A 24,338-nucleotide genomic window follows, 5' to 3' on the forward strand; every position below is an offset into this window, starting at 1 on the left:
TTGCCCCAAGCTTTCATAGGCCGCCCCGTTGGGGCTTTTGCTTTCTCCCCAACCCTTTAAATTGACACCGATGCTCCGAAGGAGTGACATTTAGATTCAGGCGTTTTCGCCCGCAAAACACCGGCAACATGCCACTCCTCCGGAGTTGGCAAAACGTTGGGGTTTCTTGGTCTATAAACATGCCACTCCTATCGGAGTTTGCAAATCCCGCCACGACCGCATGGTGGCCTTGGTCGAACGCATGCTCGCCCTGCACCAACAACTTGCCGCCGCCAAAATCAGCCACGACAAAACTGCCCTGCAGCGCCAAATCGAAGCCACCGACAAACAAATCGATCAACTCGTTTACGAATTGTACGGCCTGAGCGAGGAAGAAATCAAAATCGTTCGAGCAAGAGCAATATTCAACACGAACGAAATTCTGTTCAATTAAAATAAATCACAAACTGGGTAGGCGCGCTTTCCAGGGAAAATTCGAATTGATGCTGGGTTAGAATCTCCTGAATCATGGTCAGGCCGAGGCCCTGGCCTTGCGCTTTGGTGCTGAAAAATGGGGTGAAGAGATGCTGCCGTACTTCGGGCGTGAAGCCGCTGCCGCTGTCTTCAATGACGACAAAGACTCTGCCGTTTTTTTCGCCGCTGCGCACCGTGATCACGCCGTTTTCGCCGATGGCTTCCATGGCATTCTTGAAAATGTTAATGAACACCTGTTCCATTTGACTTTTGTCCAGCGCCACGGCCGGCAGCGGTGCGGGTATTTCCCGCTTCCAAACAATGTTGCGGCGTTCGCATTCGGCTTTGAGCAACAGTTCGATGTCGTGCAGCAACCCGGCGAGATTGCAGGGCTGCTTGCGCGGCGGCGGGAGTTTGATCACATTCGCAAAGCCGCGCATAAACGTGTTGAGATGATCGATGCGCAAAATCGCCACCTGCAACGCGTTGGCAAAATCCCGGCGATCGTCCTCGCGCAATTGTGTTTGATAGTTCAAACAGGAGTGCAGCAGCGATTGCACCGCGCCGGTGGAGTTGTTGATTTCGTGCGACATCATGCGGATGAGTTTTTCATAAGCCGCTTTTTCGGAACGGCGCAATTCCTCCGTCAATTCTTCCAGCAAAATAAATGTGCGCGCGAAACCCTGATCGAGAAATTGCGATTTTTGGCACTTCACGCGGCGCCGGCCTTGCAGGTGAATGATCTGTGATTCGCCGGCGCGCATGAGGTTCAGGCTCTCGCCGAAACGGGTGTCAAGCCCGGCCAGTGTTTTGCCCTGCAATGCCTCCGCCGGCGTCTGCAAAATCTTTTCGGCGGCGGGATTGACGTAGGAAATTTTCTCGTCGAAATCACAGGTGATGATGCCCGAGGGCGACGCTTGCAGCACACGTTCGAGAAAATAATGCTTTTCCTGCAAGCGCGTGCGCTCTTCGCGGAGCTGGTCGATCATGCGATTGTAAACCACGATGAGTTGATCGATCTCGAGCTGGCCGACTTCGAGGAATTTTGAGGTAAAATCACGTTCTTTGATAAACTCGGCGCCGGTTAGCACCAGGTCGATGGGCTTGAACAAGGCGTTGAGCAACCGTACGGCGAGCAGAAACGAGAGCAGGAAGAAAACTTCAAGCGCGAGCAGCCAGGCGCGATGCTCCCACAAGCTGAAAGCGACAACGCCCGCGAACAAGAGGTGAATGCCAAGCAAGTAGAGAATGAACTTTCGGCGCAAGCTCACGGCGTGATTCCGAATTTTTCGAAGCGACGATAGAGCGCGGCGCGGCTCAGGCCGAGCGCCTCCGCGACTTTGCTGATGTTGCCGTCATGATGTTTCATGGCCTTTTCAATCATGGCTTTTTCCATGTCGTCGAGCGTCATGCTGCCCACCGCGGGCAGTGTGTCTTTATCGCTTGTCGCCGGTTGCATCGCCTGCGCCTGCATGAAATCCGCGGCGTCGAGCGTGTCTTTGCCGTGCAGCAAGACGGTGCGCTCGATCACATGCCGCAATTGCCGAACGTTGCCGGGCCAGGGTTGTTGTTGCAGCCAGTGCAGCGCTTTGGCGCTCACGCTCAGGTTGGGGCGGCGATATACCTTGCCGAGATTCTGCAAAAAATACTGCGCCAGCAAGGCAATATCTTCGACTCTCTCGCGCAGCGGCGGCGCGTGCAGCGCAATCAAATTCAAACGATATAACAAATCCTCGCGGAATTCGCCGCGGCTTACCATTTCGGCAAGATTGCGATTGGTGGCGGAGATCACGCGCACGTCCACGGTGCGGCTGCGGCTGGAGCCGAGCGGCTCGTAAGTCCGGTCTTGCAGCACGCGCAGCATTTTGACTTGCGCGCTGGGATCGAGATCGCCGATTTCATCGAGAAAAATCGTGCCGCCGTCGGCAAGCTCGAACCGGCCTTTGCGATCATAACGCGCATCGGTGAAGGCGCCCTTCACGTGGCCGAACATCTCGCTTTCGAACAAGGTCGCGGAAATGCCGCCGAGATTGACTTTGATGAAGGGGCCGTCTTTGCGCTCGCTGTTGCGATGAATGGCCTCGGCAATCAACTCTTTGCCGGTGCCGCTTTCGCCGGTGATCAACACCGAAGCCTCGGTAGCGCTCACGCGGCCGGCAAGATCGAGCACGCGCAGGAAATTCGGCGCGCGGCCCACGAGGTTGCTGAAATCATGCTGTGCTTCCAGCGCTTCGCGCGTGATTGCGGTTTGAGCGGGTTCGGCGCTGACAGCAGAAAGTTTGAGCGCGGTTTTGACCGCTTGCAACAGTTGTTCGTTAGACCAGGGCTTGGTGATAAAATCCGAGGCGCCCGCTTGCATGCCTTTTACCGCCAATTCGATGGAACCCCAGGCGGTGATGAGAATGATGGGCGCGTGCGGCTGCCGTTGTTTGATCTCCTTGAGCAACGCGATGCCCTCTTCGCCGCTGGTGCGGCGGGAGAAATTCATGTCTTGCAGAATGAGGTCGAATTTTTCGTGCGTTAATTTTTGCAGGGCTTCCTGAGGAGAAGCGGCGGACTGCGCCGCAAGGCCCGCTTGCTTGAGCAGCAAAGCCAATGATGCGGTTACGGAAAAATCATCATCGATAATGAGGATCATGCCGGAGGCCGGGGTTGGTGCAAGCGCTGGTACCGCGCTGCTCCCAAAATTTACGCAACCAAGAAAAGCGCCGGCGGCTGCGAAGAAAACGGTAAAACAATCCGCATGTCATCGCGCGGCGCCGGAATTTCCTGCCGTTCGTTGAAAAAGCATCGGCTGAAACTAATTATTTTCAGCGGAAGATGCAACGCCTTCGTCAATCGTGGCGGGAATGCGGAACTTTTTCAGATTGGGGCTTTGCCGGATGTTCTTTTTTGCCGTTCGCGGACGCGGGCAGGTGCGGCGTTTTAGAATGTTTATGGCGAGATGGGGATTTGCCGTTGCGAGATTCGAGATGTGGTTTAAGCTGTCTGCCGGCGGCGGGGGAAGCGGGAAGCGGTTGCAGCGCCAGCGCCGGTTGTTTGCGGAACAATGACGCGACAATGGAAATGGTGAGTGTCACACCGATGACGGCAAGCGAAAGCCATTCCGGCACTTTCACAAAATCGATGATCAGCATTTTTACGGCGACGAAGAACAGGATGAAAATAATGCCGGGCTTGAGATACGCAAAATTCTTGGCCATGCCGGCGAGCACGAAATACAGCGCGCGCAAGCCCAAAATTGCAAAAATATTCGAGGAAAAGACGATGAACGTATCGGTGGTAATGGCAAAAATGGCGGGAATCGAATCGACGGCGAAGATCAAATCCGAGCTTTCGATCACGAGCACGACCAGCAGCATCGGCGTCGCGTGCCACACGCCGTTCTCACGCACGAAAAAGCGGTCGCCCCTGTAATGCGGTTGCACTTTGACGAAGCGCTGCAGCAAGCGCAGAAGTTTGTTGTTGCTCGGGTCAAAGGTTTCGCCGTCGAGAAAAATCATTTTGATGACGGTGTAGAGCAACAGGCCGCCAAACACGTACATCATCCAATGAAATTGATGAACCAAAGCCGCGCCCGCCACGATGAGAATGCCGCGCATCACAATTGCGCCGATGATGCCCCATTTCAAAATGCGCGGCTGGTGCTCCGGCTTCACATTGAAATAGGAGAAGATCATGATGAACACGAAGAGGTTGTCGGTGCTGAGCGATTTCTCCACGAGATAACCGGCGAGAAACTCGGTGGCATGCTTGGGGCTGAGAACATAGCCGATGCCGGCGCTGAATAAGAACGCTGCGCCAATCCAAATGATCGACCATAGCGTCGCTTCCTTCATCGAAGGGGCGTGAGATTTACGATTGACAATGCCCAAATCTATAAGCAGCATGACGAGGATGGCCACGCTGAAAACGCCCCACATGAACGTTTCGGTATGCGGTATCATGATACATTCATTTCATTGATGATTCAAACAGCCGGAGTTTTGCAGAGTTGAAAGCCCGGGCGCATATTTACGCCGTGCAGCGGCTTACCTACAGCAGGTTGATCTAAACGCGGTTCGATTAACCCCGGCGCTGCGCCAGTTGTTTACCATCAAAAAATATACCGGCAAACAAAGGCTTTGCGGCTGATGAAGCAATTGCTGTATAATTTATATTTTAAAGTTGATGGTTGGCGCGAATTGCTGCTTAAACGGCCACGCAAATCAAAATTTTATTGAGACACCTGTATTGCCGGAGAACATCATCCGGTTGTGAACAAAAAATAAATCCAACTCGAAAAGCCGGAAGCTCCCGAGTTGGATTTGCCAAAACAGAAAAAACTTATTTCGTGGGCGCTTTGGTCAGCGCAACGACTCCCGGAAGATCTTTCCCGCCGAGAAACTCTAATGAGGCGCCGCCGCCAGTCGAGACGTGTGAGATTTTATCCGTCAAACCGGATTTTGACAGGGCAGCCACGGAATCGCCGCCGCCCACCACGCTGAATGCGCCCTTGCTGGTTGCTTCCGCCACCGCTTGCGCCACGCCCATTGTGCCCGCAGCAAATGCCGCACGCTCGAACACGCCCATCGGCCCGTTCCACAAAATGGTTTTGGCTTGCAAAATCAGTGTGCGAAAACGTTCGAGGGTTTGCGACCCGATATCGCCGGCGAGTTTGCCCGCCGGAATGTCAATCAGGGCATGCGGCACGGCATCGGCGCCGTCGATGCCGCTGGCAATAACATGATCGCTCGGCAATTCCAGCTTGACCGGCTTGCGCGGATTCGAGTATTCCGCCACCCGCATGACATTTTGCGCGACCGCGAGCTTGTCCGTTTCGAGCAGGGAGTTGCCAATTTCATGGCCTTGCGCCTTGAGAAAGGTATAAGCCATGCCGCCGCCAATGAGCAAATGCGAAACTTTGGTGATGATGGTATGAATGACTTCGATTTTATCGGAAACCTTCGCGCCGCCGAGGATGGCGACATAAGGCCGGGGCGCATCGCCGAGCATCTTGCCCAGCGCGGTCAATTCCGCCTTCATGAGATAACCGGCGACGGACGCGGTTTTGAGAATTTTTGCAATGCCCTCCGTGGAAGCATGCGCGCGATGTGCCGAGCCGAACGCATCATTGACATAAACCTCGCCCAGCGCGGCCAATTGCTTGGCGAAATTGGGGTCGTTCTTTTCCTCTTCCGGATGAAAGCGAACATTTTCCAGCATGAGAATCTCACCCGGCGCCATTTTATTCACCATCGCCTCCACATCGCCGCCCACGCAATCCGGCGCCATTTCCACATTTTTGCCGAGAAGCTGGGTCAGCCGGTTGGCCGCCGGCATGAGAGAATATTTGGAGTCGGGGCCGCCTTTGGGACGGCCGAGGTGGGACATGAGAACGATTTTAGCGTTCGCCTGCTGCAGCTTTTTAATGGTTGGGAGGGCGGCGCGAATGCGCGTATCGTCCGTGACCGTGCCGTTATCCAGCGGAACATTGAAATCGACGCGCACCAACACGCGTTTCTCTTTCAGATCAATATCATCAATCGTCAGCTTATCCATGACCATCATCCTTTTGCCATAAAAAATCAAATGATCTGGTTAATTCTTATAAAAAGGCGGAATAACCGTTGTTTTTGAAGACAAAGAATTTAGTTTTTTTGCGTCTAAAGTCAAGCTGAATTCCTGGCACGCAATAAAATTCATGAATGCGCTTGAACGAATAGTCTCGCCGGCTGTCAAAAGGTAAAATGGAAATCCACGTGTCTTTCATCAAACAAGCAAACTATGGAAATTTCAGAGCACGAAGTTGAGCGGTTGCTGCACAAACTCGCGGCGCTCCAACATGAGATTCAGAAACGCATCGTCGGACAAACGCAAACCATTGAAGAGCTGTTGATTGCGTTCGTGGCCGGCGGGCATTGTCTGCTCGAAGGCGTCCCCGGACTGGCAAAAACATTGATGATTCGCACGCTCGCCGAGGCCGTGCATCTTTCTTTTCAACGCATTCAATTCACGCCGGATTTGATGCCAACCGACATTGTCGGCACGGAAATCCTCGAAGAGGATCACGCCACCGGCAAGCGCTTCTTCAAATTCAACAAAGGCCCGATATTCGCGAACATCGTGCTGGCGGATGAAATCAATCGTACGCCGCCGAAAACGCAGGCGGCGCTGCTGGAGGCAATGCAAGAGTACGAAGTCACCTACGGCAAAACGACCTATGCGCTCGATCGTCCGTTCTTCGTGCTCGCCACGCAAAATCCCATCGAGCAAGCCGGCACCTACCCCTTGCCGGAAGCGCAGCTCGACCGGTTTTTGTTGTACGTCACGATTGATTATCCCGGCGAACGTGAAGAGTTCGACATTCTCGCGACCACGACGGGAAACCGGAAGGTTGACCTGCAGCCGGTGATGCAGGCGGAGGACATTCTATTTGCGCAACGCGTGACGCGCGAGGTGAGCATTCAAGAGGATTTGATCGGCTATGCCAATCGCCTGGTGCGCGCGACGCGGCCGTTGGAGAATGAGAACGCCATAAGCGCGGTGAAGCAATGGGTGAGATGGGGCGCCGGACCGCGCGCCGGGCAGGCGTTGATTCTGACCGCAAAAGCGCGAGCGTTAGTGCATGGCCGTTTTGCCGTGACTTTGGCGGATTTGCAGGCCATGGCGCCCTCGGTTTTTCGCCATCGCATTTTGATCAACTTCAAAGGAGAGGCCGAGCGCATTCGACCGGATGACGTGACGAAAGAATTGTTGCAGCATGTTTCCGAGCCGCGCAGCCCGCTGGCCTGAAGCGGATTTCCAAGATTTCTCCCAGCGAAATCCGTTGGCCGCGTTCATCCGGTGGAACATTTCTTCAGTACTTTGCGTTTTCGCGGTTTGTAATGAAAAAAGACCCTTAACCCTCCGGTGAGGAAATAGGTCAAGGGTCCTTTCTATGAGGAAGGTAGGCATGCTTACGAAGCTTTGTTCTTGCCGTTTTCGTATTCTTGCAGGATGGCGGCGACCATCTTCTTCAATTCCTCGGAATCCTGAAATCTCAAATCGACTTTCAAGAATTCCATCGCCCACTTGTTCTGCATTTTATAGAGGGTGACCAGCGCCAGCTTGCGCACGCGTTCATCTTTGTGATTCCGGTAGACGCGCATGACGTCATAAACGGCCACGTCGATGTCGAGTTTGTCCGCGTTTTCGATGTAGAAGTGCATCGCCGATTGACGCAGTCCTTCGTTGTCGGAAGACAGCGCGCGCACCAGGTTCTTGCTGACGTGTTTCCAATTGATTGCTTTTTCAGAGGCGGAGCTGGGGCTGGCTGCCAACAGGCAAACGCCGAGCGCCGCGGCGGTAAAGATGTGCAACAATCGCTTCATGAGACACCTCAAGATTAAGTATGGTGAATGAGAATGAATGAGTTGATGAAATCGTCTTGGCTGATTTGGTGGCGTTTTTACGCGCGGTTTCAGCGGTTGTTGCGCGAAGAGGCGTTTGCAAAAATTTAATTGTCATTCGTAATTTTTCTGCATCTTTTAAAAATCCCTTTCGTCTCATGGCAGTTTCTTCGTACCGGTTTATCGACCCCCACGTGCTGGCGGCGATTTCGGATTTGGCGCTGCTGGCCAAAACCGTGGTGGACGGTTTCATGCTCGGTATGCACCAAAGCCCCAAGCTGGGCGCGGGCCTGGAATTCAATCAATATCGCAGCTATCAACCGGGCGATGATTTGCGCCGCATTGATTGGAAACGGTACGCCCGCTCCGATCGTTTTTTTGTGCGGGAATCCGATGTTGACACGAGTATCAACATTCGTTTTTTGCTCGATGCGAGCGCTTCAATGGCGCACACCGAGGCAGGTTTGTCGAAATTCGATTATGCGCGCTTTCTCGTGGCGGCGCTGGCTTATCTTGCGCACACACAAGGCGATGCCATTGGCCTTGCCATTCTGAACAACGCGCGCTTGCTCTCGCTGGCGCCCAAACGCGAGCGCCAGCATTTGCATCACGTTTTGCACCAGCTCGAGGTCGCGCGGCCGGCCGGGGTGTGGCCGGGGCTGGCCGATCTGGAAAATGCCTTTGCCGCCGCACAAAAACGGGAATTGCTGGTGGTGGTCACCGATATGCACGAACAAGCCGATGAAATTCTTGCTGCACTCGCGCATGTGCGCGCCTATAAAAATGAAGTTTTACTTTTGCAAATTATGGCGCGCAACGAGTTGACGTTTGCGCATCAGGGATTCCTGGCATTCGAGGATTTGGAATCAGGCAGAATTGTTGATGTGGAGGCGGAGCAGGCGCGTTCAGCCTATCTTGCCGCATTGACGCAACATCTTACGGAGTTGAAGCAAAGCCTGCATGAACAAAATATCACCCACGAAATGTTTGTGAGTGATCAACCCCTTGATTTTGCTTTGCGCAGTTATCTGGTACAACGCATGAAAATGGGCTAAAGGCAAGCCAAATTTTAGCTTGCATCTTAGGGCGTTAGCTATTAAATTCGCAGCCGCTTTTGTTTAAGCCGAATCAAAATTTTGCAAGATCGCTTTTCATAAAAATTTAAGCAGGAGAATGTCATGGCCAAGCAACAAGCCTTTGCCGATAAGGTTGCCAAGCAACAAAAAAGCGGGCACAGCGGCGTCGTGGTCAAATATATCGAATCCAAAAAAACGGGACGTGGAAGCTGGAAGTTTTTGGAACGTCACGTAAAGCTGGGTTCGCTCGACGAGATTGAAAAGATCAAATAAGAAACGCGCGTTTGCGCGCAGGTTATTTAAAATTTATTCGAATTCAAGGAAGGCTCAACGATGTCGCGCCAATGTCAAGTCACCGGCAAGGGAACCGCCTCCGGCAACCAAATCAGTCACGCCCATAATGTGACCAAGAGAAAGTTTTTTCCGAACCTCAAACGCAAGCGGTATTGGGTGCCGGATGAGAATCGCTTCGTCACGTTGACGGTTTCGACGCACGGTATGAAGATCATCGACAAAATCGGCATTGCAAAAGTGCTGCGTGATTTGCGCGCCCGCGGTGAAAAGCTGCACTTCAGCAGCCCGAAGAAAGATCCCCGCGCGGTTCCTGCAAAAAAAGCGGCCTCGGAGCAGCCGGCGGCCTGAGGCTGGAGAAATTTGCCCTTGCAGCGCCCGCACCACACGGGCACGCTACCCGGGCCGCCAACATCCCGCAAATCTTGCATGTCTGCGAAAACCATCTCACACTATCTCGACTCGCTCGGCACACTGGCCTCAACGGCCTGCGCCGTGCATTGTTTGTTGACGCCGCTCGTTCTTGGCATGTTGCCGTTGTTGGGAATCGGCTTTCTGGCAGCGGATTGGTTTGAAAATGCCGCCGTCATCGGCGCGATTGCGCTGGGTGTCATCTCGATGATTCACGGCTATTTGCACCACCGGCGATTTCGCGTCGTGGGATTGTTGATGGGCGGCATTATTCTGCTGCTCGCCGGACGCTGGCTCGTCGGCGATGCGCATCAGCTTGCGGAAACCGGCTTGGTCGTGGCCGGCGGTTTGGCGGTGGCGCGCGCGCATTGGGTTAATCGGCGCTTGTGCCAAACTTGTACGACGTGTCACGGGGTGCATTAAACTTTCCTGCGTCGCCGATTTTCTCTTTCCCTCTACGAAAGCTTGCTATTGAAATCATGTCCGGCAGGAGCCGGATTTCTGCTATTGTTACCATCGCATCAGTAAACCAACCAGGAGTGACGACATGGATCAAGAACTCATCAACATTCTTTGCTGCCCGCAATCCAAGGTGCCGGTCGAGTTGTTGTCTGCGGATGATCTCGCGAAATTGAACCGCGCCATTGCCGCCGGCAAAATCAAGCAAGTCGACGGCGCCGCCGTGAAAAAGCCGCTGAGTGAAGCGCTGATCACGCGCGATCGCAAAACCATCTATCGCGTCGATGAAGGCATCCCGGTGATGTTGATTGAGCAAGGCATTCCTGCGGAACAAATTTAAACCCGTTTCGACCACGCCTAATCGTCAATTTGCCGGGCCAGTTGGCCGGCCGCCACTTGTTCTTTGCGAAATCCTCGCCGCGCGGCGCCTGCGATGAAAAAAGAAGAGTGAGAGCGAATTGAGTCAATACTTTGTGCAGGACTGGAGCCCCTTTCTTGTGGAATTCAAGCTGGGGCCTTTGCAGGGAATCTCCTGGTACGGTTTGATGTACATTCTGGGGTTTGTCGCCGGTTATTTTTTGCTCGACCGGTTGCGGCGCCACGAATTTTTGCCATTGCGCAACAGCGAGGAATTGCAGGAATTGTTGACGTATTGCATTCTCGGCGTGCTCATCGGCGGGCGCTTGGGGCATGTGTTGTTTTACAGCCCGGGGCATTATCTCCTGCATCCCGCGGAAATATTCGCGATTTGGCGCGGCGGCATGGCGAGTCATGGCGGCGTGGCGGGCGTATTGCTTGCGCTGGTTTTGTTCAGCCGCAAATACAAGATTCCGTTGCTGGCGTTGTGTGACAGCGCGGCCCTGGCAACCACTCCCGGCTTGTTCTTCGGGCGTTGGGGAAATTTTATCAACGGCGAAATGCCCGGCAAAGTCACGGATGTGCCCTGGGCCGTAATTTTTGCGCGCAATGCCGAGGCCGGCATGCTGCCGCGGCATCCCGTGCAGATTTATCAAGCCTTGACAGAAGGCCTGATTTTGTTCGTGATTTTGTGGATGCTGCTGCCGCGGCAGCGCTTCAAGCGCGGATTTCACACCGCGGTGTTTCTCTGCGGTTATGCGTTGTTGCGTATTGTCACCGAGTTTTTTCGCGCGCCCTCGGCTGAGCTGGCGTCAAGTTTTAGCGAGACGATAACGCAAGGACAAATTCTTTCAATCGCCATGTTCTTCAGCGGGCTGTTGGTGCTTTGGTATACGCAAAAGAAACTGCCGGATAATACCATTCCGGCCTGGAAAAATCTTTAGCTGAACATGCTTGGCAACGGGGGGAGGTGGCCATGGGGTTTTCTCTCCGGCATTTTTTTTATTTGTACTTGCTCGCGCTATTTGCGGGGGCCGGTTATAGCCAGGACGAATTGCTCGAAACCTTCCTGCAGCAAGAGCAAGAAAATAATCCCGAGTCCGAATCGGCTCTGCAAGAGTTGCTGGCACAGCCGCTTGATCTCAATCACACCGGCGCCGCCGAATTGCGCCGCCTGCCATTTTTAACCCTGGCGCAAATTGAAATATTTTTGCAGCAGCGCAACGCCGCGGTTTATTTCGAAAATCTTGATCAGGCTTTGCAGGCGCTGCAGGCGAGCGGCGACACGCTGTTGCTGTGCCGGAAAATCTTTCGCGTCACGTCGCCGGCTGCGCCGGTGTTCTGGCAAGCCGCCGCGCGCGTGCGCGTGAGCCGTCCCGCAACGCAGGAGGATAATTGGACAGGATCGCCTTACCGCGTGTATAGCTCGTTTAAACTCCAGCGCAATCAAATCGGCGCCGGCATTCTGGCAGAAAAGGATCCCGGCGAGCAGCAGTTCGATGATTACCGCAGCTTTTATGTTGCCTGGCAAAAGCAAACGCCGGCGCAAACCTGGCAAGCAGTGCTGGGAAGTTATCAAATCGAATGGGGATTGGGCCTGGCATTGTGGGCGCCCTATGGCGTTGTCATCACCTCTGATGTTCACGCCGCCGGCCGGCGTTGGGCACGGATGGTGCGGCCGTATCACGCCGCTAACGAAAGCGCTGCGCTGCAGGGATTCGCAGCCACGGCGCGCTTTGCCGCTCTCGCGTTTTCAGGGTTTACCAGCGTGCGCCGTCAGGATGTGACGTTGGATGATGACGGCCATCCCGTCCGTTTGCGCACGACGGGTTACCATCGCACTGCAACCGAACGTAGGTTGCGCCGCAATCTGCAGGAAAAAGTCCTCGGTGCAAGCATGAAAATCCAATTACACGAGGCCCATGAAATCGGATTTTTGATGTATACCTCAGAATTTGACAATTCCTGGCGGCGTGACAATCTGTTGCAAGATGAGTTTAATTTCACCGGGCGCACGAATCATGTGTTGAGCGTCTTTGCCAAAAGCCGGCTGAAAGGCCTGCAATTGCAGGGCGAAGCCGCCCGCAGTCGTTCCGGCGGCGCGGGAGTTGCGGCAGTTTTATGCAGCGAAGAAACGAGGTTGTCTTGGACGGTCGAGATTCATCATGTTGAAGCTGATTTTCACAGCCCGCGAGGCCGCGGCTTTGTGGGAAGCGATGACGCGCCGCAAGGTGAAAAGGGCTATTCTCTCGGTTTGCGCCTCAAACCAGGGCCGAAGATCGTAAGCGAATTTTTTGTGCAGAACACCCGCGCACTTTGGCGCACAGTGGATGCGCCCTTGCCGCCGCAGCGCGCCAGCGCCGGCGCGTTGGTGGAATGGAAAATCCGGCGGCCGTTTCTTGTGCGGGTGCGCTATCGCCGCAGCAGCGCGGAAGAATTGCTCGCGCAGCCTCGCAATCCCGCGAAAACTGCAATGGCGCCAAGTTTCCGGGAGTCATTGCGCCTGGAACTCGAGCAAAAATTCGGAGCAGCGCTGCGTCTGCGGCCGCGCCTCGATTGGGCCCGCGCCTGGCAACAGGCGCCGGCGGGGAATCAGGCGCAAGCCTCTTCACCTGCCATTGCAGAACCCCGAAAAATCGGAACCGCTTCGGGATTGGAAGTGAACCTGGCTCTGTCGCAACGCCTTAGCATCAATGCCCGCTACACGCTATTTGATACGCCCACGCCGCTTTACTTCTATGAACGTGATGTGCCGGGTGTTTTCACCGTGCAAGCTCTCCGCGAAAGTGGTACGCGAGGGTATATTTACTGGCATCTTCGCTTTGGCGCAAAATGGAGTTTGGCCGGTAAAATCGCTTCCACGGAACCAGAGCTTGCGAGTCGCGACAGGCAAAACGGTTTTGCCTGGGCGCTGCAACTCGACTGGACAAATTGATTCGTTCGGTTGCTTTGTGCGTGCATCAATTCAGGGTTATCGACCCGCGTGCATGCCAGGTCAAAAGTGACAATCGTTACAGCGGTGAAATAGTTATTGACTCGCTTGGCGCCGCGTCTTATATTTCGCTCCGATTTAAACACTTGGTTCCGGGTCGATCTCATGAAAAAATTGATTGAAAAGATAACAGAATATCTCTTTTTCGCTTTTGCCCGTCGTAAGAAAGAAGAAGTCATTGACGTGCGTGATTATCTCTCGCAAATCATGACGGCGTTAATCCTCGCCCCCCGCCGTTCCGAAGAAGTGGAGGCGGCCGGGCAATACCTCTTTGGCTTGCGAGATTGTTTCCCGGAAACGCAATTTTATTTGCTGATCGAAAAAGATATTGCCAAAACCGTGGCCCCGCACGACAGTATGCAGGTGATGGCATATGAGCAAACGCAAATCAATTTCGGCGGCCTGCCCAAAAACGAAGTGATTGAAATGGTGCGCGCCCGCCATTTCGACATGGTCATTGACTTCAACCAGGATTTCTCGCTTTTCGCGACGGCCGTGTGCCGCGCAAGCCAGGCCAAGCTGCGTGTTTGCCTGCAACATCCCAAGCGCGATTCGTTTTATAATTTTCAGTTCCGGCCCGCCAGCTCGAATAGCCTGGAAATGAAGTATGAAAGTTTAATTCGATACCTTTCTGTTTTTAAATCCCTGCCGGAAGCGCCTTCGCGGAATTTTATGCCGGCTTGATCCGACGGTGTGCAGTGGTGGATGTCGTGCTGGGTGTAGGCTGCCAGGAAACGTGTGTGAGTGAAGGGAGAATGTGGCATGTTAGGAGACTCAAAAAAAATCCTGGCTCGTTTTACATGGGTCGGAATCGAGACGCTATGGCGAAAATCCGCAAAACCTCTCCCCTTGAAAAAACACCGCCCGTATTGCCGGCGATTCCTGCGCTAAAAGGCGCTGCCAAGCCCTCTGCTCAGGAGGCGGAACGGCTTTTCCTGGAGTATTATTGCCTTTACCGCATCGCCACCACTTTGACCGAACAGATGGAAGTCGAGCGCACCGCCCACGAAGTCAAAAAAATCGTGCGTGATTTTTTCCCGGCGCAACAGTTCTGCCTGGCTCTGCTCGAGGGCAAGAAACCGGAGCTTGCGATTCACAGCCATTTTGGTTTTACGCGGCAGCAAGCGGACAACGCCCGCTTGGCGCTGAATACCAAAAATATTTTTGGCGTAGTGATGCGGCGGCGGCGCCCGGTTTACGTGTCGAATCTCAAAAACGAAACGGCGGCGATCAGTTATCATCCCGGCCGCCGCCACAAACAAGGCGCGTTTCTGGCATTGCCGCTGATGGCGAGCAGCCACCACGCGATTGGCGTGGTGAGCCTCTACCGCAACACGCCGGACAGCTTCAGCCCGCGCGAAATCGAAGCCTTGAAGAAAATCGCGGCGCAAACCGGGCACGTGATTGAAAAGGTTCTGTTGTACCATGAAACGCGCGAGCAGTCGATTACCGATGAACTGACCGGCGCATTCAATCGGCGTTATTTCAATCAACGCTACGAAGCCGAGTTCATGCGCGCCTCGCGGTATGATCGTGCGTTGTCGGTGATTATGCTCGATATCGATCATTTCAAAAAATTCAACGATACCAACGGCCATTTGTTGGGCGACAAGGTGCTCAAAATGGTGGCGCATGTGCTGGAAGAAAGCCTGCGCAAAGCGGATCTTCTCGCGCGCTACGGCGGTGAAGAGTTTGTCATCGTGTTGCCCGAAATCAACAAAGAAAAGGGCCGCAAAGTGGCGGAAAAATTGCGCCGTGCCATCGAGCGCACCACGTTTCCCAAAGGCGATACCCAGCCGCTCGGCCAAATTACTGTCTCGTTGGGCCTGGCTTCTTTTCCAGAAGACACCGAACACGGCAATACCCTTTTAGCGCTTGCCGACGAAGCGCTGTATCAGGCCAAAGCGCTCGGCCGCAACCAGGTCGGAATCGCCGGCAATGGCCAAGCCAGCAAGGCCCGGTCGAACAAAGCTGTGGCGCCCGCGTTTGCAACAACGCCGTGAAGCCGCACACCCGAGATGAATTGGGAAAAAGCCGCAATCCCTTTCCCGCAAATCCCAGCAATCCTGCCAGCATTTCTTCAACGGCATCCCTCTCGCGTGCATTACTTCCGCTGAGTTTCTTCGTGTCCAGGCATGTGCCGGGCTTTGGCTGCGGCGACTTCCATAATCACGTTGGGTGGGAATGGCGTCATTCACTCCTTGCGACAACAAATTTTGTGCTTGCGGTTTGGTACAAAAATTTTATAATGATACAGTTTCAGAAGCGAAAAAGCTGGTACTGCCAGCCCAAGCTGGCGATTTGCGAGGTTCACCAGGAGGAGGAAAAAGAGAGATATGGAAATTCTACATCGCCATCTCGGCGTAGTCCCCTATACCGCCGATGATGTGATTACCTTTCCGCTAGGATTGCTGGGGTTTTTGAAGTTCAAGAAGTATTTGTTTTTGCAACCCCAAGAGTTCCTGCCGTTTCAGTGGATGGTGAGCATTGAGAATCCGGAGGTTGCCTTTGTGCTCATGAATCCTTCCACCTGCTGCGCGGATTACAACCCCAATATTACCCGCCGTGATTTGAACGAATTATCCGCCGAGAATCCGCAAAGTTTGGAGATGTACTCTATTGTAACGATGAATCTTGATGCCCGCTTGGCCACTGTAAATTTAAGTGGCCCGATTCTCGTCAACAAAGCAATGAAAATTGGCAAGCAGTTGGTGCTCCTTGACGACCGTTACTCGACCAAGCACCGCATTATTCAATCGTAGACGCGCAGACATGATGAAGGAGTTGACATGCTGGTCTTGACAAGGAGGTTAGGTGAGACAATCGTCATTGGTGATGATATTGTAATCAAGATCGTGGATATTCATGGAAAGCAAATCCGTGTAGGTATCGAAGCGCCCGCTGAAATTAGCGTGTATCGAGGCGAAATCTACGAACGGATCATGTTGGAGAACAAAGCGGCGGTGGAGGCCGCGTTGGGGGATGTCAAGGCCATGAGTGACGGTCTGAAAGAACTGATATCGAACCAAACTGTTGTTGGTCATTCGAATGACTCCAAAACCTCGGTTGGAAGCAAGTGAACGTTTTGTTGTTACCCCTTTCAAAAATTTGTTGGGCCGGGAATTATGCGCGAGTCATATTCCCGGTCAAACAACTCATCGATTGTTGATTGGTATTCCCCATTTTGTCTGAATCACCTGCCAAGTTTCTTGCAGCACTGCCCGCCCCGGACTTTTCAATCCCTTTGTGAGGGCCTGATTTCTGATGCTGTCATTCTATTTCATCACGGCAATTTCTGCAGAGGTTCAGTTGCTCCGCCCGACCGAAACGGCTGCCGAGCGCTGCAACGCACTCAAGTTCTAAGAATTGTCATTTAAATAAGTTACTCATTTTCTTTAGACCGCTAATCAACGCGAATGGCCGCTAATGCTTTTAATTCGTGATGATTCGCGATTGGAGATTGCGAAAGTTATTCAATCGGCGATCCTAAACAAACGTTTTTGACTGAGGGCCCAAACTCCGGAAAAAGCAAGAGTTCCCGCGCGGCAAACCGGACGTTACAAAAAAGTTTAAAAATCTGCGGAAATTTTTTCGGTGAATGACCGGCCTTGTCGCTATAGTTAGCTCGTAAATTTTCTGATGTGGCAAGCGGTTCTGATAGATGCAGCTAACGATTGCAAAGGAATGTGCGGTTGTTGCGGTGTCTTGCCGGAACTCCGGCCAAATGGGTGTTACAGGGAACGTAACCGGCATTTGACTGGCTTTTTCTGAGGATGGGAAAAGCGCCACGAATCTCAATCTATGGGTGAAGCACATGCACCGTTTTCTACTGCGAGCAGTCTGTCTGCTCATGCCTACCATTCTGTCCTTTCTTGCCAGCCCGAGCTTCGCGCAAGATGACGAAGATGACGCGAAGCCGCTCGGCCCGACGCCCTATCGCGGCGCCCAATACTATCTCGGTGATAAAGACGAATTGCTCATGCGCGTTAACATTTGGGGATTCGTCCGCAAGCCCGGCCAGTACATGGTGCCGACCGATACGGATCTGATTTCGTTGATGTCGTTTGCCGGCGGTCCGGTTGAAGAGGCAAAGATCAAATCGATCAAGATCGTACGCGCGCTCACGCAGGAGATTAGCACGACCAGCGCCTCCCCCGGTTTGAACGGCCACATCAATCAAGCGAAGCCGGGCATGATGCTATCCGCAAACGAAGCGCGAGGCAAAACCGCTACCAAGGTGCTGACGGTTGACGTGAAGAAGTACATTGCCACGGGAGATGCCGGCCTTATTCCGCCGTTGCAACCCGGCGACACCGTGGTCGTCACTGCCAACTCGTATGCTTCCGTCAAAAAAGTGCTCGATCTCGTCACGCGGGTTGCCATTCTCGGCCAGCTCTATTTTTGGATTAATCGCTAGTCTCCGGCCGGCGCCTTGGTGCGCCGCAATCGATCCCAAAACTTGACAGCGTGTTGCAGCCGTTTGTACCGGATGACAACCAGCCGGCCTCCAACTTGGATTATTTTTTAGGACTATTCTGCCATGGAAGAATTACACGAGCGGCAAATATCATTCAATGACTACATCCGCATTCTGTACCGCGGGCGCTGGATCATTCTGGCCTCCTTTCTTGCCGTCATGTTGATCACGGGTTACATCACCTTTACGACCAAGCCCGTTTTTGAAGCCACGGCCAAACTGATGATTGAAGAAAAGGGCGGTATGGAAGGCCAGATCTTCGACATCGGCGGCTTCATCAAAAAAGAGACGATGGTCAACAATCAAGTGGAGATTCTGAGAAGCCGAAGCCTGGCGGAAACCACCATCGAGCGCTTGCAGAAATCTCCGATTGCCGAGCAGCTCGAGTTGTTGCATCCGCATATCGAAGCGGAAGCCAATTTGCTTGCGTATGCCGGCCAGTGGATTTTCGGTTTGTTCGGCGGAACCGCGGAACCGGTCGAGGAACCCTCGCTAACAGATATCGTGGAAGAATTGCGTAATCGCATTGTGGTCACGCCGATTCGTGATACGGACATGATTGAGATCAAGGTCAGCGCCTCCTCTTCGGAAGAAGCGGCGTTTATCACGAACACGCTGGCAAAATCTTACAGCGAGCGCAGCCGCCTCAGCAGCCAGGCGGAAGTGCGGCAAGTCAAAAACTTTCTGGAAGAACAATTGCAAAACATTGAAAAGCAACTGGCGCATTCGGAAGAAGAGCTGAAATCATTCAAACAAAATCAAAAAGTCGTGGCGTTGCCCAACGAAACACAGGAACTGATCCGCAAGCTTGCGGAATTTGAGGGGCTTTACAATGAAGCGCTCACCGAGTTCAATTCCAACAAACAGCGGCTGCTTTACGTTGACAAACAATTGCAGGACAATAAGCAAAATTTTGATCTCGAAAATATTTCGGTTACACCGTATTTCGAAGGTTTAAAAAAGCAAATCGGCGAGTTGCAGGGCAAGCGCGCGCTTTACACGGCGAATTTGATCAATCAGGGATATTATCGTGAAGATGATCCTCAAATCCGCAAGTTCGACGATCAAATCGGGCTGCTCAATAAACAATTGCGCGAGGAAATCGCCAAGTTCACCAAAATTGATGTGCTCGATCCCGTTTCGTTAAGCTCAAATTTGGTGGCGCGCAAAATCGAGATCGAAGCAAACCTGCAAGCGTTGCAACCCAAGCTGGATGCGCTGAAAGAAATTACCAACCAATACAGCCGGGAGCTTGAGGCGTTGCCGGAGAAAAGCCTGCGCCTGGCGCGTCTCGAACGCGCGGCAACGGTTGACGAAAAAATTTATCTGATGATGCAGGAAAAATATGAAGAGACCCGCATCACGGAAGTCGGCCAGTTGGGCCAGGTTCGCATCATCGACACGGCGCAAGCGCCGAAAGAGCCGGTCAAGCCGCGCAAGAAGCTTTATCTCGTGCTCGGCGCGCTGATCGGATTTGGTTTGGGCTTGGGCCTGACGTTCTTGTTCGAGTACATTGACAATTCCGTGCGTTCGATCGAAGATGTCGAGCACATTGGCCTCACGGTGCTGGGATCCATCCCCGTGATCAAGGAAGACGAAGCCCTCAAGCGTCTCAAAGTTCTGCCGGGCATGAACGGCAATTTGGACACGCTCGAATCCAAAAAAATGGCGGCGCGCTTGATCACGCATTTTGCGCCGAAATCGCCGATTTCCGAAGCCTATCGCACGTTTCGCACGAATTTGCAGTACACCAAGCTCGACCGCGAGTTGAAAGCGATTCTGGTGACCAGCCCCGGTCCGGGCGAGGGCAAATCGACCTCGGTCTCGAATCTCGCCATCACCATGGCGCAAATGGGCAGCAAAGTTTTGTTGATTGATTCGGATCTGCGCCGCCCGGTTTTGCATACCATTTTCAAAGTTGATCGCCGCATCGGCCTTTCCAACATTCTCGTGGGCAAAGTCTCCGTGTCTGAAGCCGTGCAAAAGACGGAGATCGATAATCTCTATGTTTTGCCCTGTGGCACCTTGCCGCCCAATCCTTCCGAGTTGCTCGCTTCCAGCGCCATGACACGCGCTTTGGAGGAGATGAAAGATCTTTTTGACATCATCTTGTTCGATAGTCCTCCGATTATTGCTGTAACCGACGCCGCGGTGTTGTGCCCGCGTCTGGATGGGGTGATTCTCGTGTTGAAATCCGGCCAAACCGACCGCGATGCGGCTTTCCGCGCCTACACGCTGCTCAAAAATGTCAATGCACGTTTGCTCGGCTCGCTGCTCAACGGCGTGCAGATTGAGAGCATGTACGGCAGTTACTACTACTACTATCATTATTACTACTACGGCAAAGGCGACGGCAAGAAAAGCAAGACCCGGCGCAGCCGTCACAGCAGCGCCAGCGCCGCGTGAGAGCGGCGTCCGGCTGCGCAAATTCATCAATCCTGTCGTTCATTATGAATAGATTCAACTGCAAAATAACTGAAGAGGAGTTTATCCCGCATGCCAACTAGTATTCCCCACGGCGGCACTCTGATTAATCGAGTGCTGCACGGCAAAGAGAAGGAAGAGACGCTGCAACGCGCGCAAAACATGAAGAAGATCCCGCTCGGTGAAGTGGCGATTTCCGATTTGCAGCTTATTGCCATGGGCGCGATGAGCCCCATCACGGGTTTCCTGAACAAAGATGACTATGAAAGCGTCGTGCAGACCATGCATTTGCAAAACGGCTGCGTCTGGTCGATCCCGATTACTCTGCCGGTAACCGATGAAATTGCCGCGAGCGTGCATGTCGGCGAGGACGTCGCGTTGATCGAAATCAACGGAAATATTCTGGGCACGATGAAGATCACGGACAAATTTTCGCCGGATAAGATCCGTGAAGCGAAGGAAGTCTATCGCACGACGGAAGCGGCGCATCCCGGCGTGGCGCGCGTGCTGGCGCAAGGCAATACCTGTCTCGCCGGCGACATTTGGCAATTGAATGATCCCACGGAATTGCCCTTTGCCGACTATCATTTTTCGCCGGCGCAATTGCGCCAAATGTTTGACGAACGCGGCTGGAAGACCGTGGTCGGTTTTCAAACCCGCAATCCCGTTCATCGCGCGCATGAATACATTCAAAAGTGTGCGCTTGAGATCGTTGACGGCCTGTTGTTGCACCCGCTGGTGGGCGCAACGAAGCAGGATGACATTCCGGCGGACATTCGCATGCAAAGCTATGACGTGTTGCTGCGCGAGTATTATCCCAAGAATCGCGTGGTGCTCAGCGTGTTTCCGGCGGCGATGCGTTATGCCGGGCCGCGCGAGGCCATTTTTCATGCGGTGTGCCGCAAAAATTTTGGCTGCACGCATATGATCATTGGCCGCGATCATGCGGGCGTGGGCAACTACTACGGCACCTATGATGCGCAACTCATCTTCGATCAATTCCAGCCGGACGAGTTGGGCATTACGCCGCTGAAATTCGAGCATTCATTTTTCTGCCGTACCTGCCAGGCGGTGGTCACGAGCAAAACCTGCCCGCACCCGCCGGCGCATCACGTCACCCTTTCGGGAACGCAAGTGCGCAACATGCTGGCCAGCGGCGAATTGCCGCCGCCCGAGTGCAGCCGCGCCGAAGTCGTGAAGGTATTGATCGAGGGTGTGCGCCGGCAAGCCGCGGTTTGATAGATTGAAATAAAGTCATTCATGCTCTTGCGCGTTTTCATCTGCGCCTTCACCTCATGAGAGATTCCTCATTTGTCGTTTAGCGCCAGAGAGTGTGCAAGAGCACAGAAAGCATTTGACCCGATAAGAAATTAAGGAAAGTGTCAGCTTATGATAGGCAATCAGGGTCGAACGGGCGCATCGAATCGCAAGGTTTTGGTTATCGGACTCGATTGCGTTCCACCGGAATTGCTGTTCGAGCAATATCGCAGCGATCTGCCGCATTTTGCCGAATTGATGTCCAAAGGAGTTTGGGGCGAACTGGAAAGCTGCCATCCGCCCATCACGGTGCCGGCGTGGTCGTGCATGATGTCAAGCCAGGATCCCGGCCAGCTCGGTATTTACGGCTTTCGCAATCGCGCCGATCACAGTTACGACAAGCTCAGCATTGCAACCGGCAATGCCGTCAAAGCCGAACGCGTGTGGGACACGCTCTCGCAAGCCGATAAAAAAGTGGCGGTCATCGGCGTGCCCGGAACGTATCCGCCGCGCCCGGTTAACGGCATGATGGTTTCTTGTTTTCTGACGCCTTCCACCAAAAATCAGTACACCTATCCGGCAGAGCTGCAAGACGAGATTGCCGGCCTGGTCGGAGAATACCTGGTTGATGTGAAAGGCTTTCGCACCGAAGACAAGGATTGGCTGCTGCGCCAAATTTACGAAATGACGGAAAAGCGCTTTCGCCTCGTGCGGCACTGGTTGCGCACGAAACCGTGGGACTTTTTCATGTTCGTGGAGATGGGCACCGATCGCATTCATCACGGCTTTTGGAAGTTTCTCGATCCCGGCCATCGCGGTTATGAAAAGGGCAACCGCTTCGAGCACGCGATTCGCGAGTATTACAAATATCTTGATCGCGAGTTGGGCGAGCTGCTCACCCTGATCGACGACGATACCGTTGTACTCATCGTATCGGATCACGGCGCGAAAAAAATGGACGGCGGCATTTGCATCAACGAATGGCTGTTGCAGAATGGCTATCTCACCCTCAGACAAAAGCCGGCCAGTCCGGCGGCGATCGACAAATGCGACGTGGATTGGTCCAAGACCATCGCCTGGTCGGAGGGCGGCTACTATGCGCGTTTGTTTATCAATGTCAAGGGCCGCGAGCCGGAAGGCGTCGTCGATCCGAAGGATTACGAGCAACTGCGCAACGAGCTGGCCGAGCAAATCGCTGCGATTCCGGATCACCACGGCCAGCCGATTGGCACCAAAGTGTACAAGCCGCAGGCCTTGTATCGCGAGTTTAACAACATTCCGCCGGATCTGTTGATTTATTTCGGCGATCTGTATTGGCGCAGTGTGGGCACGATCGGCGGCGGCGCGATTCACACGTTTGACAATGATACCGGCCCGGATGACGCCAATCACGCGCAAAACGGCGTTTTGATTTTGCATGATCCCGCGAATCCCGGCAACGGCCGTGAGATCAAAGGCATGCGTCTGTACGACGTCGCGCCGACGATTCTGAGCCTGTTCGGCATGGCGCCGCTGCCGCAGATGATCGGCAAAAGGATTGTTTGAAAACCTCATGGCAGTGAGAACAACATGCCCGGAAAGCGGGCGGAACAAGCGTGCCGGTACCTTTAAAATTGTATCACCCCCGTTGTCATCCAGAGGGGATCTTGTGAAGTACTCGGCTTAATGCCAAATACTTCACAAGATTCGTCTGAATGACATTTCGAAAGAGTACCCCTACAAATTAAGGCGAGGGTACGCTAGCTTTGATTAATCGAATATTTTAACAGTTGATGACATTCGAGGAAGCCTCCTAATGAAACATGAACGTGGCTGCACCATTTGGTTTACCGGATTGTCCGGGGCCGGCAAATCGACGATCACCGAGCAACTCGTGCCGCTGCTCAAGCAGCGCGGCTGCAAAGTTGAAGTACTCGACGGCGATGTCGTGCGCACCAATCTCAGCAAAGGCCTGGGTTTTTCCAAGGAAGATCGTGATACCAACATTCGCCGCATCGGCTTTGTGTGCGATTTGCTCACCCGCAACGGCGTCTTTGCGATTTCAGCGGCGATTTCGCCTTACAAAGCAATTCGCGATGAAAACCGCGCCTTGATCAAGGATTTTGTCGAAGTTTATGTCAAGGCTTCGCTTGAAACCTGCATTCAGCGCGACGTCAAAGGCCTGTACAAAAAAGCGCTGGCCGGCGAGATTAAAGAATTCACCGGCGTCAGCGATCCTTACGAAGCTCCGGAAAATCCCGAAGTGATTTGCGAGACCGAAAACGAAACGCCGCAGGAATCTGCCGCCAAAATCGTGCGGCGTCTCGAAGAGCTGGGCTATATCATGCCGGAGAACAAAAACGGCGACGGCGCTTACAGCGATGAAGAAGAGAGTGTCGTGAAGCAACGGCTCGCCGATCTGGGGTATGTTTGATTTCCGCAAAGGCACCCTGCCTTCGCGCCTAAATTATTCTTGACCTCTGTTTCGCGTGACCGTGTTGGGCGCGAAACAGAGGTTGTTATCACCAACGTTGAAATACGGGCAGGCCGAAAGCCGCAAGAAAGTCATGGAAAACGCCTCTGCAACACAGCGAAACATTTGGGTTGTCGGATATCCGAGAAGCGGCAACACCTGGGTCAACTATTTATGCGCCTATTGTTTGAACCTTCCGTTTCAGGGTTTTGATGACGGCGCAAAAGCGCCCAAGCAAGATTGGGTGCGCCACGCGGTTTCCGGGAAACACCCGTGGCGCGCGGCGGAGGGATTTCATGCCGTAATGAAGACGCACAAA

Annotated in this window: 23 protein-coding genes; 18 read left to right on the forward strand and 5 right to left on the reverse strand. The window is 53.5% G+C overall.

What is annotated here, in order from left to right:
- The first annotated feature begins 220 nt into the window (after positions 1-220).
- A complete protein-coding gene (locus tag FBQ85_07040) occupies positions 221-433 on the forward strand; it encodes a hypothetical protein (GenBank protein MDL1874912.1) in 213 nt (70 codons plus the stop codon).
- Here FBQ85_07040 and FBQ85_07045 read toward each other — a convergent pair.
- The 4 genes from FBQ85_07045 to FBQ85_07060 all read right to left on the reverse strand — a co-directional run bounded on the left by FBQ85_07045 (position 426) and on the right by FBQ85_07060 (position 5,994).
- Positions 426-1,724 (reverse strand): PAS domain-containing protein, encoded by a 1,299-nt coding sequence (locus FBQ85_07045; GenBank protein ID MDL1874913.1) that lies wholly within the window; start codon positions 1,722-1,724, stop codon positions 426-428. The two genes, FBQ85_07040 and FBQ85_07045, sit on opposite strands and share 8 nt — an antisense overlap.
- Complete coding sequence (locus tag FBQ85_07050) at positions 1,721-3,091, reverse strand: sigma-54-dependent Fis family transcriptional regulator (protein MDL1874914.1); 1,371 nt, start codon at positions 3,089-3,091, stop codon at positions 1,721-1,723. The genes FBQ85_07045 and FBQ85_07050 overlap by 4 nt, the downstream gene beginning before the upstream one ends.
- A gap of 196 nt (positions 3,092-3,287) precedes the next feature.
- Positions 3,288-4,400 carry a TerC family protein gene (locus FBQ85_07055; protein MDL1874915.1) on the reverse strand — a complete coding sequence of 371 codons (1,113 nt, stop codon included), beginning with the start codon at positions 4,398-4,400 and terminating at the stop codon, positions 3,288-3,290.
- Positions 4,401-4,779: 379 nt separating this feature from the next.
- Positions 4,780-5,994: a phosphoglycerate kinase gene (locus FBQ85_07060; GenBank protein MDL1874916.1), complete on the reverse strand. Its 1,215-nt coding sequence runs from the start codon at positions 5,992-5,994 to the stop codon at positions 4,780-4,782.
- Positions 5,995-6,219: 225 nt separating this feature from the next.
- Between FBQ85_07060 and FBQ85_07065 the strand changes: the two genes are divergently transcribed.
- Positions 6,220-7,227, forward strand: a complete 1,008-nt coding sequence (locus FBQ85_07065; protein MDL1874917.1) for a MoxR family ATPase — start codon at positions 6,220-6,222, stop codon at positions 7,225-7,227.
- 164 nt (positions 7,228-7,391) lie between these two features.
- Here FBQ85_07065 and FBQ85_07070 read toward each other — a convergent pair whose 3' ends face one another.
- Positions 7,392-7,805, reverse strand: coding sequence for a hypothetical protein (locus tag FBQ85_07070; GenBank protein MDL1874918.1), 414 nt, complete (start codon positions 7,803-7,805; stop codon positions 7,392-7,394).
- Between the two features lie 176 nt (positions 7,806-7,981).
- Here FBQ85_07070 and FBQ85_07075 point away from each other — a divergent pair, with 176 nt between their 5' ends.
- The 16 genes from FBQ85_07075 to FBQ85_07150 form a co-directional block, all read left to right on the forward strand.
- Positions 7,982-8,878: a DUF58 domain-containing protein gene (locus FBQ85_07075; GenBank protein MDL1874919.1), complete on the forward strand. Its 897-nt coding sequence runs from the start codon at positions 7,982-7,984 to the stop codon at positions 8,876-8,878.
- 354 nt (positions 8,879-9,232) lie between these two features.
- On the forward strand, positions 9,233-9,541 hold the full coding sequence (gene rpmB / locus FBQ85_07080; protein ID MDL1874920.1) for a 50S ribosomal protein L28: 309 nt from the start codon (positions 9,233-9,235) through the stop codon (positions 9,539-9,541).
- A gap of 78 nt (positions 9,542-9,619) precedes the next feature.
- Entirely contained in the window at positions 9,620-10,024 is a 405-nt protein-coding gene (locus tag FBQ85_07085; GenBank protein ID MDL1874921.1) for a MerC domain-containing protein, read from the forward strand.
- Positions 10,025-10,148: 124 nt separating this feature from the next.
- Positions 10,149-10,400: a Trm112 family protein gene (locus FBQ85_07090; protein MDL1874922.1), complete on the forward strand. Its 252-nt coding sequence runs from the start codon at positions 10,149-10,151 to the stop codon at positions 10,398-10,400.
- A gap of 133 nt (positions 10,401-10,533) precedes the next feature.
- Entirely contained in the window at positions 10,534-11,361 is an 828-nt protein-coding gene (locus tag FBQ85_07095; protein MDL1874923.1) for a prolipoprotein diacylglyceryl transferase, read from the forward strand.
- A 32-nt stretch (positions 11,362-11,393) separates the two neighbouring features.
- The gene (locus FBQ85_07100; protein MDL1874924.1) at positions 11,394-13,352 is read left to right on the forward strand and encodes a hypothetical protein; all 1,959 of its coding nucleotides are present in this window, start codon (positions 11,394-11,396) and stop codon (positions 13,350-13,352) included.
- A 162-nt stretch (positions 13,353-13,514) separates the two neighbouring features.
- Positions 13,515-14,093: a glycosyltransferase family 9 protein gene (locus tag FBQ85_07105; protein MDL1874925.1), complete on the forward strand. Its 579-nt coding sequence runs from the start codon at positions 13,515-13,517 to the stop codon at positions 14,091-14,093.
- Positions 14,090-15,412: a GGDEF domain-containing protein gene (locus tag FBQ85_07110; GenBank protein MDL1874926.1), complete on the forward strand. Its 1,323-nt coding sequence runs from the start codon at positions 14,090-14,092 to the stop codon at positions 15,410-15,412. Before FBQ85_07105 ends, FBQ85_07110 begins: the two co-directional genes overlap by 4 nt.
- Positions 15,413-15,745: 333 nt before the next feature.
- Positions 15,746-16,171, forward strand: coding sequence for a flagellar assembly protein FliW (locus FBQ85_07115; protein MDL1874927.1), 426 nt, complete (start codon positions 15,746-15,748; stop codon positions 16,169-16,171).
- Positions 16,172-16,198: 27 nt separating this feature from the next.
- Positions 16,199-16,489, forward strand: a complete 291-nt coding sequence (gene csrA / locus FBQ85_07120; protein MDL1874928.1) for a carbon storage regulator CsrA — start codon at positions 16,199-16,201, stop codon at positions 16,487-16,489.
- Positions 16,490-17,259: 770 nt separating this feature from the next.
- On the forward strand, positions 17,260-17,826 hold the full coding sequence (locus tag FBQ85_07125) for a hypothetical protein (protein MDL1874929.1): 567 nt from the start codon (positions 17,260-17,262) through the stop codon (positions 17,824-17,826).
- Positions 17,827-17,949: 123 nt separating this feature from the next.
- Positions 17,950-20,292, forward strand: coding sequence for a polysaccharide biosynthesis tyrosine autokinase (locus FBQ85_07130; protein MDL1874930.1), 2,343 nt, complete (start codon positions 17,950-17,952; stop codon positions 20,290-20,292).
- A gap of 90 nt (positions 20,293-20,382) precedes the next feature.
- Positions 20,383-21,549 carry a sulfate adenylyltransferase gene (sat, locus tag FBQ85_07135; GenBank protein MDL1874931.1) on the forward strand — a complete coding sequence of 389 codons (1,167 nt, stop codon included), beginning with the start codon at positions 20,383-20,385 and terminating at the stop codon, positions 21,547-21,549.
- A gap of 150 nt (positions 21,550-21,699) precedes the next feature.
- The gene (locus FBQ85_07140) at positions 21,700-23,112 is read left to right on the forward strand and encodes a phosphodiesterase (GenBank protein ID MDL1874932.1); all 1,413 of its coding nucleotides are present in this window, start codon (positions 21,700-21,702) and stop codon (positions 23,110-23,112) included.
- 250 nt (positions 23,113-23,362) lie between these two features.
- Positions 23,363-23,980, forward strand: coding sequence for an adenylyl-sulfate kinase (gene cysC / locus FBQ85_07145; GenBank protein MDL1874933.1), 618 nt, complete (start codon positions 23,363-23,365; stop codon positions 23,978-23,980).
- Positions 23,981-24,113: 133 nt separating this feature from the next.
- On the forward strand, positions 24,114-24,338 hold a 225-nt coding region (locus FBQ85_07150), incomplete at its 3' end, for a hypothetical protein (protein ID MDL1874934.1).

This window comes from Cytophagia bacterium CHB2 (genome assembly GCA_030263535.1).
Taxonomy (GTDB): domain Bacteria; phylum Zhuqueibacterota; class Zhuqueibacteria; order Zhuqueibacterales; family Zhuqueibacteraceae; genus Coneutiohabitans.

Bases quoted from the DNA above. Each gene is read 5' to 3' on its own strand.
- sat (MDL1874931.1), top strand. From the start codon at position 20,383: ATGCCAACTAGTATTCCCCACGGCGGCACTCTGATTAATCGAGTGCTG.
- FBQ85_07085 (MDL1874921.1), top strand. From the start codon at position 9,620: ATGTCTGCGAAAACCATCTCACACTATCTCGACTCGCTCGGCACACTG.
- FBQ85_07105 (MDL1874925.1), top strand. From the start codon at position 13,515: ATGAAAAAATTGATTGAAAAGATAACAGAATATCTCTTTTTCGCTTTT.
- FBQ85_07065 (MDL1874917.1), top strand. From the start codon at position 6,220: ATGGAAATTTCAGAGCACGAAGTTGAGCGGTTGCTGCACAAACTCGCG.
- FBQ85_07075 (MDL1874919.1), top strand. From the start codon at position 7,982: ATGGCAGTTTCTTCGTACCGGTTTATCGACCCCCACGTGCTGGCGGCG.
- FBQ85_07055 (MDL1874915.1), bottom strand. From the start codon at position 4,400: ATGATACCGCATACCGAAACGTTCATGTGGGGCGTTTTCAGCGTGGCC.
- FBQ85_07115 (MDL1874927.1), top strand. From the start codon at position 15,746: ATGGAAATTCTACATCGCCATCTCGGCGTAGTCCCCTATACCGCCGAT.
- FBQ85_07060 (MDL1874916.1), bottom strand. From the start codon at position 5,994: ATGGATAAGCTGACGATTGATGATATTGATCTGAAAGAGAAACGCGTG.
- csrA (MDL1874928.1), top strand. From the start codon at position 16,199: ATGCTGGTCTTGACAAGGAGGTTAGGTGAGACAATCGTCATTGGTGAT.
- cysC (MDL1874933.1), top strand. From the start codon at position 23,363: ATGAAACATGAACGTGGCTGCACCATTTGGTTTACCGGATTGTCCGGG.
- FBQ85_07040 (MDL1874912.1), top strand. From the start codon at position 221: ATGGTGGCCTTGGTCGAACGCATGCTCGCCCTGCACCAACAACTTGCC.
- FBQ85_07070 (MDL1874918.1), bottom strand. From the start codon at position 7,805: ATGAAGCGATTGTTGCACATCTTTACCGCCGCGGCGCTCGGCGTTTGC.
- FBQ85_07130 (MDL1874930.1), top strand. From the start codon at position 17,950: ATGGAAGAATTACACGAGCGGCAAATATCATTCAATGACTACATCCGC.
- FBQ85_07125 (MDL1874929.1), top strand. From the start codon at position 17,260: ATGCCTACCATTCTGTCCTTTCTTGCCAGCCCGAGCTTCGCGCAAGAT.
- rpmB (MDL1874920.1), top strand. From the start codon at position 9,233: ATGTCGCGCCAATGTCAAGTCACCGGCAAGGGAACCGCCTCCGGCAAC.
- FBQ85_07140 (MDL1874932.1), top strand. From the start codon at position 21,700: ATGATAGGCAATCAGGGTCGAACGGGCGCATCGAATCGCAAGGTTTTG.
- FBQ85_07100 (MDL1874924.1), top strand. From the start codon at position 11,394: ATGGGGTTTTCTCTCCGGCATTTTTTTTATTTGTACTTGCTCGCGCTA.
- FBQ85_07090 (MDL1874922.1), top strand. From the start codon at position 10,149: ATGGATCAAGAACTCATCAACATTCTTTGCTGCCCGCAATCCAAGGTG.
- FBQ85_07050 (MDL1874914.1), bottom strand. From the start codon at position 3,091: ATGATCCTCATTATCGATGATGATTTTTCCGTAACCGCATCATTGGCT.